Annotated in this window: 11 protein-coding genes and 1 pseudogene; 10 read left to right on the forward strand and 2 right to left on the reverse strand. The window is 61.3% G+C overall.

Translation table 11 applies throughout. The features are described from left to right. Nucleotides 1-354 precede the first annotated feature (354 nt). A complete protein-coding gene (locus ACOYJL_RS02490; protein ID WP_433568631.1) occupies nt 355-852 on the reverse strand; it encodes a hypothetical protein in 498 nt (165 codons plus the stop codon). Nucleotides 853-1108: 256 nt separating this feature from the next. Between ACOYJL_RS02490 and ACOYJL_RS02495 the strand changes: the two are divergent. The 9 genes and pseudogenes from ACOYJL_RS02495 to ACOYJL_RS02535 all read left to right on the forward strand — a co-directional run bounded on the left by ACOYJL_RS02495 (nt 1109) and on the right by ACOYJL_RS02535 (nt 12962). Further along, nucleotides 1109-2479: pseudogene (locus ACOYJL_RS02495) on the forward strand (uracil-xanthine permease family protein). Nucleotides 2480-2776: 297 nt separating this feature from the next. Beyond that, a complete protein-coding gene (gene dpaL / locus ACOYJL_RS02500) occupies nt 2777-4000 on the forward strand; it encodes a diaminopropionate ammonia-lyase (protein WP_433568632.1) in 1224 nt (407 codons plus the stop codon). A gap of 1658 nt (nt 4001-5658) precedes the next feature. Next, the gene (locus tag ACOYJL_RS02505; protein WP_433568633.1) at nt 5659-7041 is read left to right on the forward strand and encodes a YgeY family selenium metabolism-linked hydrolase; all 1383 of its coding nucleotides are present in this window, start codon (nt 5659-5661) and stop codon (nt 7039-7041) included. A 42-nt stretch (nt 7042-7083) separates the two neighbouring features. Then, nucleotides 7084-8283, forward strand: a complete 1200-nt coding sequence (gene ygeW / locus ACOYJL_RS02510) for a knotted carbamoyltransferase YgeW (RefSeq protein ID WP_433568634.1) — start codon at nt 7084-7086, stop codon at nt 8281-8283. 124 nt (nt 8284-8407) lie between these two features. Then, on the forward strand, nt 8408-9349 hold the full coding sequence (gene arcC / locus ACOYJL_RS02515) for a carbamate kinase (protein ID WP_433568635.1): 942 nt from the start codon (nt 8408-8410) through the stop codon (nt 9347-9349). An 18-nt stretch (nt 9350-9367) separates the two neighbouring features. Further along, nucleotides 9368-10297 (forward strand): NTP transferase domain-containing protein, encoded by a 930-nt coding sequence (locus ACOYJL_RS02520; RefSeq protein ID WP_433568636.1) that lies wholly within the window; start codon nt 9368-9370, stop codon nt 10295-10297. 50 nt (nt 10298-10347) lie between these two features. Then, a complete protein-coding gene (hydA, locus tag ACOYJL_RS02525) occupies nt 10348-11733 on the forward strand; it encodes a dihydropyrimidinase (RefSeq protein WP_433568637.1) in 1386 nt (461 codons plus the stop codon). Nucleotides 11734-11835: 102 nt separating this feature from the next. Next, the gene (locus tag ACOYJL_RS02530; RefSeq protein WP_433568638.1) at nt 11836-12213 is read left to right on the forward strand and encodes a Rid family detoxifying hydrolase; all 378 of its coding nucleotides are present in this window, start codon (nt 11836-11838) and stop codon (nt 12211-12213) included. Between the two features lie 161 nt (nt 12214-12374). Then, on the forward strand, nt 12375-12962 hold the full coding sequence (locus ACOYJL_RS02535; protein ID WP_433568639.1) for an NUDIX hydrolase: 588 nt from the start codon (nt 12375-12377) through the stop codon (nt 12960-12962). 751 nt (nt 12963-13713) lie between these two features. Here ACOYJL_RS02535 and yqeC read toward each other — a convergent pair. Next, a complete protein-coding gene (yqeC, locus tag ACOYJL_RS02540; protein WP_433568640.1) occupies nt 13714-14415 on the reverse strand; it encodes a selenium cofactor biosynthesis protein YqeC in 702 nt (233 codons plus the stop codon). A 236-nt stretch (nt 14416-14651) separates the two neighbouring features. Here yqeC and yqeB point away from each other — a divergent pair, with 236 nt between their 5' ends. After that, nucleotides 14652-15458 carry a selenium-dependent molybdenum cofactor biosynthesis protein YqeB gene (gene yqeB / locus ACOYJL_RS02545; RefSeq protein WP_433568641.1) on the forward strand — a complete coding sequence of 269 codons (807 nt, stop codon included), beginning with the start codon at nt 14652-14654 and terminating at the stop codon, nt 15456-15458. Nucleotides 15459-15523 lie beyond the last annotated feature (65 nt).

The raw sequence follows: 15523 nt of genomic DNA on the forward strand, positions 1-15523 counted from the left end.
GAGTTCTGCAGCCGCATAAGTCGCGCAACCTGGCAAAAGTGCTGCACAACTCGCATAAGTTGCCAGAAAGGTGCTGCAAAAGTCGATTAACTTGGCGGCGGGGAAGAATCAGGCGCCTTTCTCTGCTGCAGAACTCGCATAACCTGGCAGTCCGAGGGGGGAGTGGCAAGTTATTCGAGTTCTGCAGCCGCAAAAGTCGCGCAACCTGGCAAAAGTGCTGCACAACTCGCGCAACATGACAGAGAACCGCCGCAATAGTCGCACAACCTGCCAGCAGCAACGACGGCGGCCCAGCAAAAAGCCGCCCGGGCGTCGCAATGCCCGGGCGGCCATCAACTATGCAACTGCTCGCTTCTACCAGCTGACAACGACGGTGCTGTTGTCGTGAATGCCCTGCTCGGCAAGCTCCTCGCCAGCTTTGACGTCGTAACCAGCGCGCTTCAAGCGGCGAAGGAAAGCCACCAGCTTTGCGTTGTACTCGTTCAAAAGGCGCATGGACTGAAGCGGCGAGATAAGCGCTTGGTCGCGACCGTGGATTATGGACGAAATTGCGTCAGCTACCAGTACGTTGCTGTTAGCAATGAGGTCGTTGTAGAAAGCGTTGCCCGCTCCTGCGCAATCCGCCTCGCCGGGGGCAAACTTCAGGATGACGGACGTGCGGCCATACGAGGCGTACGTGCGAATGCGGGTGCTGGTCTGGCCTTCGGCGTTGTGCATGGCCCAGCGGAGGGCGTTTGCGGCCAACGTGTCTGCCTCCGCCTGCGAGCGGTTGGGCTTGGCGTCTGCCACAAGCTGGCGCGCCTCGTCAGCAGAAATCAAAGGCGTTGGCTCCGGGATCTTAGTTACGGGCATGGCTTCCATTGCTTCTCCGTTCTTTGCATAAGGCCAATGGGGTTTTCGATATCTGCTGACAATCCTATCAACGAATTCGGCGCATGTGTTGCCGAGCACCCGTTAGATATCGCCGTTTACAGCGCAATCACGACCGCTTATCCCCAAACGTTCCAAAACTTACAAAAAGTTTGTCTAACTCACTAATATTTAGAACGGATTGTGTGTCCCTAGGGACTGTTAGCCGATGCCCCATAGGGGTAGGAAGGGAGCGCGCATGGCTGCGACAGCAACAGCTGAGAACGGAACGAACGAGGCACTATTCAAGCGAGAAGGGCGGCCTGCGTTATCCGACCTGCTGCCCAACGCGCTTCAGCACGTCTTGGCATCTTTCGCCGGCGTCATCACCCCGGCAATGATGATTGCCGTTACCTGCGGCTTTACTGAGGAGCAGGAGACCGCCATCATCCAGGTGGCGCTTGTGCTTTCCGCAATCGACACGCTGCTTCAGCAGTTCCCGCTCTTTGGACGCATTGGCTCCGGCCTGCCCATCCTGACCGGCGTCTCGTTTGCATTCCTGCCGGCATTCCAGGCAATCGGCGGATAGTTTGGCTTCTCCACGCTTCTTGGCGCCGAGCTTGTCGGCGGCGTCGTGGCAATCATCTTCGGCTGCTGCTATAGCAAAGTCCGTCGCTTCTTCCCGCCGCTGGTAACCGGTACCGTCATCTTCACCATCGGCGTCTCTCTGTACCCGACGGCCATTCGCTACATGGCTGGCGGCTCTGGGTCCGCTGACTTCGGCAGCTTGAACAACTGGATCGTCGCCCTTATCACCTTTGCGCTGGTCTTCTGGTTTGCAAACTTTGCCAAGGGCATCTTGAAGCTCGGCTCGATCTTCTTTGGCATGCTCATCGGCGTCCTGGTTGCCATCCCGTTTGGCATGGTCGACCCCTCTGGCATCATGGATGCCGGTTGGTTCTCGCTTCCGCAAGTCATGCCGTACCCCATCGAGTTCAACGTTGCCGCGATCATCACGCTTTCCGTCGTCTACGTGATGGTCAACGTGCAGCTCATTGGTGACCTTTCCGCCTCCACCGCTGGTTCCATGGACCGCATGCCTACCGAGAAGGAAATCGGCGGTGCCATCAAGGCCCAAGGCTTCGTCAGCATCATCTCGTCTTTCCTCGGCGGTCTTCCTACCTCCGCCTTCGGTCAGAACGTCGGCATCATCGTTTCTACCAAGGTCATCAACAAGCACGTCTTTGGGCTTGCTGCCTGCGTCTTCCTTGCCGCTGGCCTTTGCCCCAAGCTGTCCGCCCTTCTCTTGATGATTCCGCAGCCTGTCATTGGCGGCGCTACCATCTCCGTCTTCGGAACCATCACGCTGAACGGCATCCGAATTCTTGTTAAGGACGGCCTGACCCCGCGCGCCTGCACCGTCTTCGGCATCTCCGTCGCATTCGGCATCGGCATCGCCCAGGTTTCCGGCTCCCTTTCCGGCGCTGGCATGCCTGGCTGGGTCAACACCATCTTCGGCACCTCCGCCATCACGCCTTGCGCTGTCATGGCCATCATCTTGAACAGCGTCCTCCCGCCCGAGAAGGACACCGAGGACGAGCGCAACCTGAAGCCGGTCAACTCCGACTAAAAGCCGCGAGAATATGCACCAAAGTTTTGAGCCCCGCGTTTTCGCTAGCTGCGGAAATGCGGGGTTCTTCTCGTTAGGCGGTTTTTCTTGCAACGGAAAGGTGAGGGGCGCCGATGTGTGGAGAAGTTCCCGCTGGGCGTTCGCAAACGACCTTTTGCGGCAAGACTTGCCGCACCCCTTGAAAAGTCTTGAGAAAGTGGTTTACTGAAGACGCTAACAAAAAGTTTGGTTTTCAAACTTTTTTATTTGCCAGTAGCAGTAGGCTCTGCGAACCGGGTTTGAACAAGGAGGAGCACGATGGAGCCAAAGATTAAGTGGGTCACCAACAAGATGCCGAAGAGCGAGGACAAGAACCTCCCGATCATGTCGCTGGAGAACGTCGCGAAGGCACGCGCGTTCCACAAGAGCTTCCCCCAGTACTCCGTCACCCCGCTTGCTGACCTTTCCGGCATGGCTGAGCGCCTTGGCCTTGCTGGCCTTTACGTCAAGGACGAGAGCTACCGCTTTGGCCTGAACGCATTCAAGGTCCTGGGCGGCTCCTTCGCTATGGCTCGCTACATTGCAGACGAGACCGGCAAGGACGTCTCCGAGTGCGACTTCAACTACCTGACCTCCGAGCAGCTTGAGAAGGACTTCGGCCACGCCACGTTCTTCACCGCCACCGACGGCAACCACGGCCGCGGCGTTGCATGGGCTGCTCACCGCCTGCACCAGAACGCCGTTGTCCACATGCCCAAGGGCTCCACGAAGACCCGCTATGACAACATCGCCAAGGAGGGCGCAAAGGTCACCATCGAGGAGCTCAACTACGACGACTGCGTCCGCCTTGCCGCCAAGGAGGCCGAGCAGACCGAGCACGGCGTCATCGTTCAGGACACCGCTTGGGAGGGCTACGAGAAGATCCCGAGCTGGATCATGCAGGGCTACGGCACCATGGCCGCCGAGGCTGCCGAGCAGCTTCGCCAGCTTGAGGTGAACCGCCCGACGCACGTGTTCGTGCAGGCAGGCGTTGGCTCGCTGGCCAGCTCCATGGTTGGCTTCTTCTCCAACCTGTTCCCCACGAACCCGCCCAAGTTCATCATCATGGAGGCCGGCGCTGCCGACTGCCTGTACCAGGGCGCTCTTGCTGCTGACGGCAATCCTCGCATTGTCGGCGGCGACCTTCAGACCATCATGGCCGGCCTTGCTTGCGGCGAGCCCAACACCATCGGCTGGGACATCCTTCGCAACCACGCTGACGCTTTCGTGAGCTGCCCCGACTGGGTCTCCGCAAAGGGCATGCGTATGCTGGCTGCCCCCGTCAAGGGCGACCCCGCCGTCACTTCCGGCGAGTCCGGCGCTGTGGGCATGGGCGTCATCTCCACGATCATGACCGACCCTGCTTACGCTGAGTTCCGCGACGCTCTTGGCCTTGGCAAGGATTCTCAGGTGCTGCTCTTCTCGACCGAGGGCGACACCGATCCCGAGCGTTATCGCAGGGTTGTTTGGGACGGCGCTTGGACCAGCGACGACGCTGAGTAGCCTTTAGCCGCACAATAGCCCCTTCTTTCCTTGGGACCCGGCAAGTCATTGCGACTTGCCGGGTTTTTGTTTGGCGTGGGGGAGGGGTAGAAGAGCCGGGCATCCTTCTCGGCATCAGAAGTCGCGCTACTTTGCACGGGTCTATCGTGTGGGGGTCGGCGGCGTTTTCGCCGTTGGCGGAGGTGCCGCAAAACTCGCGTAACCTGGCAGCCCGAGGAGCCCGTGGCAAGTTATGCGACTTTTGCAGCCGCAAAACTCGCGCAACCTGGCAAAAGTGCTGCAGAACTCGCGCAAGTTGGCAGGAAGGTGCTGCACAACTCGCATAAGTTGCCAGCCTTGCTGTTGTGTGGGGCTCGCTCTGAGCGGGAGGGGCCATCGTGTGGGGGCCGGCGGCGTTTGCCCAGTTGGCTAGCGCCGTCGTGTGGGACTTTGCGAGCGGTCGGCGAGGTCGGTCCTGTTGTGTGGGACTGGCGAGAAGGTCGGGCGCCCGTCGTGTGGTGCTCAGCGGCGTTTGCCCAGTTGGCGATCGCCGTCGTGTGGGGCTCGGGAGGCTTGCGCCATCGTGTGTCCCACACAATGGGGGCGTCGGTCGCGTCGCCCCGGAGAACCCCACACGATAGGATCCGCGACCTGCGCAAACGCCGAGAAGCCCCACACAACAGGGCAATCCATCGTGTGGGAAACCCCACACGATGGCGGAGGTGCCGCAAAACTCGCGTAACCTGGCAGCTCGAGGAGCCCGTGGCAAGTTGTGCGAGTTTTGCAGCCGCAGAAGTCGCACAACCTGGCAAAAGTGCTGCAGAACTCGCGCAAGTTGGCAGAAAAGTGCTGCACAACTCGCATAACTTGCCAGCCTTGCTGTTGTGTGGGGCTCGCTCTGAGCGGGAGGGGTCATCGTGTGGGGGCCGGCGGCGTTTGCCCAGTTGATTGATGCCATCGTGTGGGACTTTGCGAGCGGTCGGCTTGGTTGGTCCTATTGTGTGGGGCTGGCGAGAAGGGCGGGCGCCCGTCGTGTGGGTCGCGACGACGTTTGCCCAGTTGCCCGCCGCTGATGTGTGGGGCTTGGAGGGCTCGAGCCATCGCGTGTCCCACACAATGGGCGCCGCCCCCGAACGGTCGCGGGAATCCCCACACGATAGGAGCCGCGACCTGCGGGAACGCCGAGAAGAGCCACACAACAGGGCAATCCATCGTGTGGGAATCCCCACACGATGGCGGAGGTGCCGCAAAACTCGCGTAACCTGGCAGCCCGAGGAGCCCGTGGCAAGTTGTGCGAGTTTTGCAGCCGCAAAAGTCGCGCAACTTGGCAAAAGTGCTGCAGAACTCGCGCAAGTTGGCAGCAAAGTGCTGCAGAAGTCGCTCAAGTTGGCAGCGGCCGGGACGCCAACCATGCTGTCGGCAGGCGGACCTAACAATTTGTGTGGGTCCGGTGGCCTTGCCGCCCAATAAGTCAGCGCGCCCCGTTCGCCGACCGTCCGACCACCCGTCTACCCTGCGAAAACAGCCACTCACGACATATTTTTGCCGTTCGGAAATAGTCCTTGATTCCTCGCCCCAGCGTGCTTTAATAGAGACAACCAAACAAAAAGTTTGGTTGGCAGACATAAAGTCCAATCAAGCAATCTGGCAGAGTTCGGAAGGCGAAGCAAGGAGGACCCATGAAGGAGCTCGACTACGACAAGATTAAGGAAGTCGCGAATGGCTACAACGCGGATATGACCGCGTTCCTGCGTGCCATGATTTCCCACCCCAGCGAGTCTTGCGAGGAGGGCGAGGTTGTCGCCACCATCAAGGCTGAGATGGAGAAGCTCAACTTTGACGAGGTTAAGGTTGACGGCCTTGGCAACGTTATGGGCTTCATGGGCGACGGCGACAAGATCATCGCTATCGACGGCCACATCGACACCGTTGGCATCGGCAACCGTGAGAACTGGGACTTCGACCCCTACGAGGGCTTCGAGGACGACCAGCTCATCGGCGGCCGTGGCGGCTCTGACCAGGAGGGCGGCGTTGCCGCTGCTACCTACGCAGCCAAGATGATGAAGGACATGAACCTCATCCCCGAGGGCTACAAGATCATGGTCGTCGGCTCCGTCCAGGAAGAGGACTGCGACGGCATGTGCTGGCAGTACATCTACAACGTCGACGGCATCAAGCCTGAGTTCGTCATCTCCACCGAGCCCACCGACGGCGGCATCTATCGTGGTCACCGTGGCCGCATGGAGATCAGGGTCGACGTTCACGGCGTCTCCTGCCACGGCTCCGCTCCTGACCGCGGCGACAACGCCATCTACAAGATGGCTGACATCATCGAGGATGTCCGCGCCCTCAACAACAACGGCTGCGACGAGTCCACGTCCATCAAGGGCCTCGTCAAGATGCTCGACCCCAAGTACAACCCCGAGCACTACGAGGACGCTCGCTTCCTGGGCCGCGGCACCTGCACCGTCTCCCAGATCTTCTACACCAGCCCCTCCCGCTGCGCCGTTGCCGACTCTTGCGCAATCTCCATCGACCGCCGCATGACCGCTGGCGAGACCTATGAGTCCTGCCTCGAGGAGGTCCGCAACCTTCCTGCAGTCAAGAAGTACGGCGACGACGTCAAGGTCTCCATGTACATGTACGACCGTCCCAGCTGGACTGGCGAGGTCTACGAGACCGAGGCCTACTTCCCCACGTGGATCAACAAGGAGTCCGCGCCGCACGTCAAGGCTCTCGTCGACGCCCACAAGGCACTCTTCGGCGACAAGCGCATCGGCTGCGAGAAGTCCATGGACAAGCGTGAGGGCCGTCCTCTGTGCGACAAGTGGACCTTCTCCACGAACTGCGTCTCCATCCAGGGTCGCTATGGCATCCCTTGCGTCGGCTTTGGTCCTGGCGCCGAGTCCCAGGCTCACGCTCCTAACGAGGTCACCTACAAGCAGGATCTCTCCACCTGCGCTGCCCTCTACGTTGCCGCTGTGAACCTCTACGATCCCAGCCAGGCCACCGGCGACGCAACCGAGTTCCGCGCCAGCCTCACCGGCAACGACATCAAGTAAGTAACCACCGGGAAAACAGCAACCATCTCGAAAGGAATGCAAATGGACGCTAAGCTGCAGCAGCTTCTTGACCAGCTCAAGAACCTTGACTACTCCAACATGTACAACAACGACTTCCTGCACACGTGGGACAAGACCACCGACGAGCTGAAGGCCATGTACCTCGTTGCCGACGCTCTTCGCAACCTCCGCGAGCGCAACATCTCCACCCGCATCTTCCAGTCTGGCCTTGCCGTCTCCAACTTCCGCGACAACTCCACGCGTACGCGCTTCTCGTTCGCCTCTGGCTCCAACCTGCTGGGCCTGCAGCTCCAGGACCTCGACGAGTCCAAGTCCCAGGTTGCTCACGGCGAGACCGTCCGCGAGACCGCAACCATGATCTCCTTCATGGCTGACGTCATCGGCATCCGCGACGACAAGTACATCCGCGAGGGCGACGCTTACATGAAGGAGGTCTCCGAGTCTGTAGCTCAGTCCTACGCTGACGGCATCCTCGACCACCGTCCGACGCTCGTCTCCCTGCAGTCCGACTCCGATCACCCCACGCAGTCCTCTGCTGACATCCTTTACCTGATCAACGAGCTCGGCGGCGTTGAGAACCTGAAGGGCAAGAAGGTCGCTGTGACCTGGGCTTACTCTCCTTCCTACGGCAAGCCCCTGTCTTGCCCGCAGTCCCTCATCACCCTGCTTCCTCGCTTCGGCATGGACGTCACCCTGGCTCACCCCGAGGGCTACGACCTGATGCCCGAGCTCGTCGAGAAGGCTGGCAACTACGCAGCTGAGACCGGCGCAACCTTCAAGCAGACCCACTCCATGGAGGAGGCTTTCGAGGGCGCTGACATCGTCGTCCCGAAGTCTTGGGCTTCCTTCGCAAGCATGGAGCGCCGCACCAAGCTCTATGCAGAGGGCGACAAGGCCGGCATCGACGCTCTCGAGAAGGAGCAGCTCGCCGAGAACGCCAACCACATGGATTGGCACTGCACGACCGAGCTCATGAACAAGACCGCTCACGGCATGGACACCATCTACATGCACCCGCTGCCGGCAGACATCGAGGGCGTCTCTTGCGAGCACGGCGAGGTTGAGAACGCCGTCTTCGACGCTCACCGCGATGGTCTGTACAAGGAGGCCAGCTACAAGCCGTACGCCGTTGCAGCCATGATCTTCCTGCAGAAGGTCAAGGACCCCGTCGCCAAGCTCGCTGAGCTTGAGGAGGCTGGCACCAAGCGCTGGAACTTCTAAGAGCGCAAGCAAGTTTCTGTTTTGATGTGATGCCGCGCCAATAGGGCGGCTAAGCGGGCCGACCGCGCGGGCTAAGGTCTGGGCGGTCGGCCCCAATTTTTCGGAAGGGAAGGTAGAGAGGGCAATGGGAAAGAGAATCGTCGTCGCACTTGGCGGAAATGCCTTGGGCAAGAACCTGCCTGAGCAGATGATTGCCGTCAAGCACACTTCGAAGGCGATCGTCGATCTTATCGAGCAGGGCAACGAGGTCATCGTTGCGCACGGCAATGGTCCGCAGGTGGGCATGATCCAGGAGGCCATGACCCAGCTGACCCGTTCTAACCCCGAGAAGTACATTCCTTGCCCGCTCTCTGTGTGCGTCGCAATGAGCCAGGGCTACATCGGCTACGACCTGCAGAACGGCATCCGCGAGGAGCTGGAGAACCGTGGCATCAAGCACGGCGTCACCACCGTTCTGACGCAGGTTGAGGTTGATCCTAACGACCCCGCCTTCAAGAACCCCACCAAGCCCATCGGCGCGTTCATGACCAAGGAAGAGGCCGACAAGCTTGTCGCCGAGCGCAACTACGACGTCGTCGAGGACGCTGGCCGTGGCTATAGGCGCGTCGTTGCTTCTCCTAAGCCCAAGGCAATCGTCGAGCTTGACACCATCGAGTCGCTGGTCCAGGCCAACCACGTTGTCATCGCTTGCGGTGGCGGCGGCATCCCCGTCTATCACACCGAGGGCAACCACCTGAAGGGCGCCGCTGCAGTCATCGACAAGGACTTCGCTGCCGCACGTCTGGCAGAGCAGCTGGACGCTGACTTCCTCGTTATCCTTACCGCCGTCGAGAAGGTCGCCATCCACTTTGGCAAGCCCGACGTCAAGTGGCTTGACGAGCTCACGCCCGAGACGGCTCAGCAGTACATCGACGAGGGCGAGTTTGCCCCCGGCTCCATGCTGCCCAAGGTCCAGGCCGCTCTGCAGTTTGCTCAGTCGGCTCCCGGCCGCAAGTCGCTGATCACCGAGCTTGACCGCGCTGCCGACGGCATTGCTGGCAAGACGGGTACCATCGTGCGTGGGTAGCAATTCTCGGGAGGTCGCATGAAGCCGCGCTCAGTCTCATACTTGCTGGACGAGGAAGGTGCCCGCATCTTTGGGCCCGGTCCTTTGGAGCTGCTTCGCTGTGTCGAGCAGACGGGAAGCCTTTCCTCTGCCGCGCGCGAGATGGGAATGAGCTACACCAAGGCCATGCGCATCGTCCATGCTGCCGAGAAGGCGCTTGGCGTCTCGCTTACCGAGCGCGCCATTGGCGGCGAGGGCGGCGGAAGCTCGCATCTGACCGATGCGGGCAAGGCAATAATTCACAGCTATGAGCTTTGGAGCGCCGGTGTCAGCGTCGCGTCGGACCGTGCTTTTGCGGCCTCGTTCGCGGGCTGTGCCGGCGCTAGCCGTCTTGGCTGCGTGCTGATGGCGGCTGGGCGCGCCGAGCGCTTTGGCCGCCAGAAGCTTGTTGAGGAGCTGGACGGGCGGCTGCTTGTCTCGCGGGCGCTCGACGCTCTTCTGGTTGACCGCTTGGATGTTGTGGTTGTGAGCCCATGGGAGACCGTGGCGCGCATTTGCGCTGCTCGCGGCGTCCGTTGCGTCGAGCCGGCAGGTCCTTTGCACTCAGACACGGTTCGTGCCGGACTTGACGCGCTAGGGGAGCGAGCCGGCTACCTCTTTGCCGTGGGCGATCAGCCGCTGCTTTCTCGCAGAAGCGTCGAGGCACTTCTCGACGCCTTTGCAAAGCGCCCGGAGGTTCCGGCGCGGCTTTGCTTTGGCGAGCGCGTGGGCAATCCGGTAATCTTTCCTGCATGGATGGCGCCTTCGCTTCACAGCCTTGAGGGCGACGTGGGCGGCGGCGAGCTTCTGCGCCGAAATCCCGATCTTGCGGCGCAGACGCAGCTTGTCCAAGCGACATCCGAAGCGGAGCTCGAGGACGTTGACACGGTCTCTGACCTCGAGCGCATTGAGTCAAACTTGGGTAGGTGAGCCTGTCGGGGGCATGCCTCCGGCGAGCCTTTCGCAGAAGGGACTTTGTGATGGGCGAAGAAGCAAGAACAGTGCTAAGGGGCGGAAACCTTGTAACCCCTGAGGGCGTCGTGCGCGGCGACCTTGAGATGGCTGGCGAGAAGATCTTGCGCGTTGTGCCAGGCGGCCTTTCCGAGGACGAGCTGGCTGGCGCCAAGGTTGAGGACGTCGCTGGCTGCTACGTGTACCCCGGCTTCATTGATGCGCATACCCACATGCAGTGCTGGACCGGCATGGACTGGACGGCCGACAGCTTTGAGACGGGCACGCGCGCAGCTGCTTGCGGCGGTACCACGACCATCGTCGACTATGCCACGCAGGACAAGGGCATGACCTTGACCGAGGCGCTGGACGAGTGGCACAAGCGCGCTGACGGCACTTGCACTGCCAACTACGCGTTTCACATGGCCATCGCCGATTGGAACGAGCACACGCGCGAGGAGATCCCTCTGATGCGCAAGCGGGGCGTCGTCTCGTTCAAGAGCTACTTTGCGTATGACCACCTGCGCTTGGATGACGCGCAGACCATGGAGCTTCTTGAGGCCATCAAGCCCTTTGACGGCATCCTTTGCGTGCATTGCGAGAACGGCACGCTGGTCAACGAGCTGCAGCGCCGCATGCTTGACCAAGGCATCACTGGTCCCGAGGGCCATCCTCTTAGCCGTCCCGCCGAGTGCGAGGCAGAGGCCATCTCGCGCCTGATGTATCTTTCCGAGCTTACCGGCACGCGCGTGAACGTTGTGCACCTTTCCACCAAGCTCGGCCTCGAGCAGGTTCGCGCGGCAAAGCGCCGCGGCGTTCGCGTGAGCGTCGAGACTTGCCCGCAGTACCTGCTGCTGGACGATACGCGCTACCTGGAGAAGGGCGAGGACGGCTTTGCTGGCGCAAAGTACGTCATGAGCCCTCCGCTGCGCAAGCCTGCCGACATCGCCGCGCTTCGCGAGGCCGTCTGCAACGGCGAGATTGACCAGATCTCTACCGACCACTGCTCGTTCAACATGCATGGTCAGAAGGACCGCGGCCGCGACAACTTCACCAAGATCCCGAATGGCGGACCTGGCGTGGAGCATCGTCCGGCACTGATCATGACCACCTTTGAGGGTCAGCTTGGGCCGATGGATTATCTGCATCTGCTCTCCGAGGGTCAGGCCAAGGTCTTTGGCATGTATCCTCGTAAGGGCGCCCTTGTTGCTGGCGCGGACGCAGACGTCTGCGTTTGGGATCCTTCCGCGCGTTGGACCATCAGCGCCGCCACGCAGCACCAGGCCGTCGATTACACTACCTACGAGGGCTTTGAGGCGCACGGTCAGGCACACCTGACGTACGTCATGGGTCAGCTTGCTGCACGCGACGGCGAGCCTACCGGCGCAAAGCCCGGTCAGTACGTCTCGCGCTAGCGGAGGCGTGCGGCGCCTGCGGCTGCGTGGCACCGGTTCTGACCTGCAGTTTGTTTATCTATTCGTTGCCCGCATCCGCGGGCCGAGAAGAAGGAGTTTTTCATGAAGAAGGCAATCGTTACCGACAAGGCACCCGCGGCTCTTGGCCCCTACTCTGCCGGCGTTGAGAGCAACGGCTCCATCAACGTGAGCGGTCAGCTGGGCATCGACCCCGCCACCAACAAGCTGGCTGGCGACGACATCCAGAGCCAGACCCGTCAGAGCCTGACCAACGTCAAGAACATCCTAGAGGCCGCTGGCTCCTCCATGGCCGACGTCGTAGAGACCGAGGTCCTTCTCGCCGACATCAACGACTTCGCCGCAATGAACGAGATCTATGCTGAGTTCTTCGAGGCGCCCTATCCTGCGCGTTGCGCCTTCCAGGTTGCTGCGCTTCCTGGCGGCGGCAAGGTAGAGATCAAGGCCGTCGCTCGCAAGTAGCTTCTTGCGCGACTAGCCTGGCGTTGACAAGACGTCTGCGACTTGCGGCCCTGAGTGCGCCTTGGCGCGCGCCCGGGGCTGCTTTCATATTTGGCTGCTGGCGGATTTGCTAGCATCGCGAAAGAAGAGCGTTGGCAGGTCTTTTCCGAGGGAGAGAAAACATGGGCGAGAAGAGCTATGACCTTGCGGGCGATATAGCCGCTTACCAGCCAAAATGCGAGCAAGAGGAAGTTGACCGCAAGCTGATGCTTTCTCGTTTGGAGAGCGACCCGAACGTCTTCGACCGCAGCTCGCTTGCGCACTTTACCTGCTCTGCTTGGGCGGTGGACCCAACGCTCTCGCGCGTGCTGATGGTCTATCACAACATCTATCGGTCGTGGTCATGGGTTGGCGGCCATGCGGATGGCGAGCGAGACCTCGCGTCGGTCACGCTTCGGGAGCTTGCCGAGGAGACGGGCGTAGCAGACGCTCGAGTGGCGCAGCTTCCAGCGGGCGGAATCTTCTCGCTTGAGGTCCTTTGCGTGCTGGGACACGAGAGGCATGGTCGCTACGTTGGCTCTCATCTGCACCTCAATGTGACCTACCTGGTTGTTGCGTCGACTGAAGAGCGGCTACGAGAGAAGCCCGACGAGAATAGCGGCGTCCGTTGGGTGGATTTGGACGACGTGTGCCGGCTCTCGTCCGAGCCCTGGATGGTCGAGCGCGTCTATCGCAAGCTGATTGCCGCGACCGAGTCTTTGCGCCGCTAGAGTGGCCCCGCACAACAGTGGGGCGAGCCTCACACTACGCCCTCCTGCCAAGTTGCGCGACTTCTGCGGCATCAGAACTCGAATAACCTGGCAGTCCGGGCATCAGAAGTCGCGCAAGGTGGCAATTCTGGCATCAGAACTCGCTCAAGTTGGCAGACCTCAGCATCAGAAGTCGCGGGACCTGGCGGGCTGGAGGCATGCTCCCATTGTGTGGGACCTGCGATTGGGCGACCTTGCCCGTCGTGCGGGGCTTGCCGTCGTTCCCGCAGGTCCCGAGCCGCGTTGTGAGGGTCTGCGCAGTCCTCTTCGGACGTCGGTCCTGTTGTGTGGGGCTGCTCAGAATGCTACTGAGCCTATGCCATTTATCTACCTGCGGCTTTGCAGAGAGCCTCTGTCCGAGAGCCCGATTCGGCGGCGAGAAACCCCACACAACGCGAGGGGCGCCAGGTGCCTTCCGCCGCAGCCCGCACAACGGAACCGGGGAGTCGGAGAATCCCCAGCTAGAAGGGCTGGGCGAGAAGAATGCCCCACACAATGAGCGGGATCATTTCTTTCTCGGTCCCACACAACACACGGCTGCCAGGTTCCGCGACTTTTGCGGCATCAGAAGTCGCACAAGTCGGCAGCCCGGGCATCAGAGGTCGCACAAGTTGGCAGAAGCGGCATCAGAAGTCGCATAACTTGGCAGCGCCCAGCATCATAGGCCGTACAACCCGGCCCGCCGCCCCGTCGCCCCGTCGCCGTTGGGCGGCTACAGCTCGCGAAGGTCGTTCATGCGGAAGGAGCCGGCGGCTATGGGAACGTCGATGCCCTGCTCGCGAAGGGCACTTGCAAAGCGTGCGGAAGCGGCAAGCGCATCGGGCGATTCCGCTTGGTTGATTGCGATAACGTCGGGGGCGATGCGTCCCGCTGCGGCTTCGGCGGCAACTCCACGCGCATAGAGCTCGGGGGTGCACGGCTCGTCGGCCTCGCATTCGGTCAGCTGCGAGAAGATCTCGTGGCGATGCACCACTTGTTCGACTGGCTGCCCAAAGCCGGACGCCCCCACAACGAGAATCGTGCGCTTGCTGCCATCTGGAATCACTGGCTCAAAGTCGGCGTGCGCCTTCAAGGGAAGCCGCTTAGAGCCGTCGGCCTCCACGATCACCCAGTCGGAAAGCGCCTCAAGAGTGGGGAAGTGCAGCTTTGGCGCCGCAAGCTTCTGGGTGCCGTTCACGTCGACCATCTCGCCCACGCAGATGACGCGGCTGTACCAAAGCGCCTGCTCAACGTCCAACTCGGTCGCCTCGGTGAGAAGCGGGCAATGCTCGGGGACGAGCATGTGCGTCGTGGTGGCAAGCACCACCGTATCGCCAAGATTTTTTGCCAGCTGGTGGAGAAGCGTGGTCTTTCCTCCGCTTCCTACCACTGACACGGTCCCACGCTCCGTTGGCAGCAAATCAATAATCTTCATTAGGTTGCCTAACAAATTGTCATACCATTGATGCGGAGCCGGCGACCCCTGCGTCGGCTCCTTTGTCATTTTCGGGCTGGCATGATACTTGCGCAAGTCCGGGCTTTTAGACTCGGTCTGAGCACGACAAGCACGGTGGAGCAGCTGGCAGAGGCTTTGCGCCACAAGACATGAACGGTCCGCTGATACTATGCGTTGTGTGCGCGTTTGCACAACGGCTGGATGGGAGAAACAAAATGCTGGTAGTCATTCGTGGAGCAGGAGATCTGGCCACGGGAATCGCCGTGCGCCTTCATCGCTCTGGGGCAAGCATTGTCATGACTGACGTCGCCGTGCCAACATCGGTGCGCCGCACGGTTTGCTTCTCCGAGGCTGTCCGCCTTGGCGAGGCGACAGTGGAAGACGTCATGGCCAAGCTTTGCGCGAATGCGCAGGAAGCCGCCGAGGTTGCCGCAACGGGGACCGTCGCCGTGCTCGTTGACCCCGAAGGCACCTGCATCCCCCTGCTGAAGCCGCAGGTTGTCGTGGACGCAATCATCGCAAAGAAGAACCTGGGCACCAACAAGGACATGGCGCCCGTCGTGATTGGCGTCGGTCCCGGCTTCCATGCGGGCACCGACTCCAATGCCGACTGCCACGCGGCCATCGAGACCAAGCGCGGCCACTATCTTGGGCGCGTCATCTATGACGGCTCGCCAATCCCCAACACGGGAGTCCCGGGAAACGTCGCCGGTCACAGCGCCGACCGCGTGCTGCGCGCGCCTGCAGACGGCCCCTTCCATCCCATCGCCAGCATCGGCGACAAGGTGAAGGCGGGCGAAATCGTTGCCACCGTAAGCGGCGTGCCCCTGCCCGCAACCATCGACGGAGTGCTTCGCGGGCTCCTTCAAGAAGGCTGCCCCGTGACCGTCGGCATGAAGTCCGGCGACATCGACCCGCGCAACCAGCCGAGCCACTGCTTCACCTGCTCGGACAAGGCGCGCGCCATCGGCGGAGGCGTGCTCGAGGCAATCCTGCACTTTACTGGTCGACTCGAGGGCTAGGTTGCCTGTGCGGGCCCTTTGCGCGGTCCCATCTGCGCGGCGCGCTCATACGGCGACCGCAAATC

Origin of the sequence: Tractidigestivibacter sp. (assembly GCF_050946515.1) — a bacterium.
In the GTDB taxonomy this organism is placed as follows: Bacteria; Actinomycetota; Coriobacteriia; order Coriobacteriales; family Atopobiaceae; genus Tractidigestivibacter.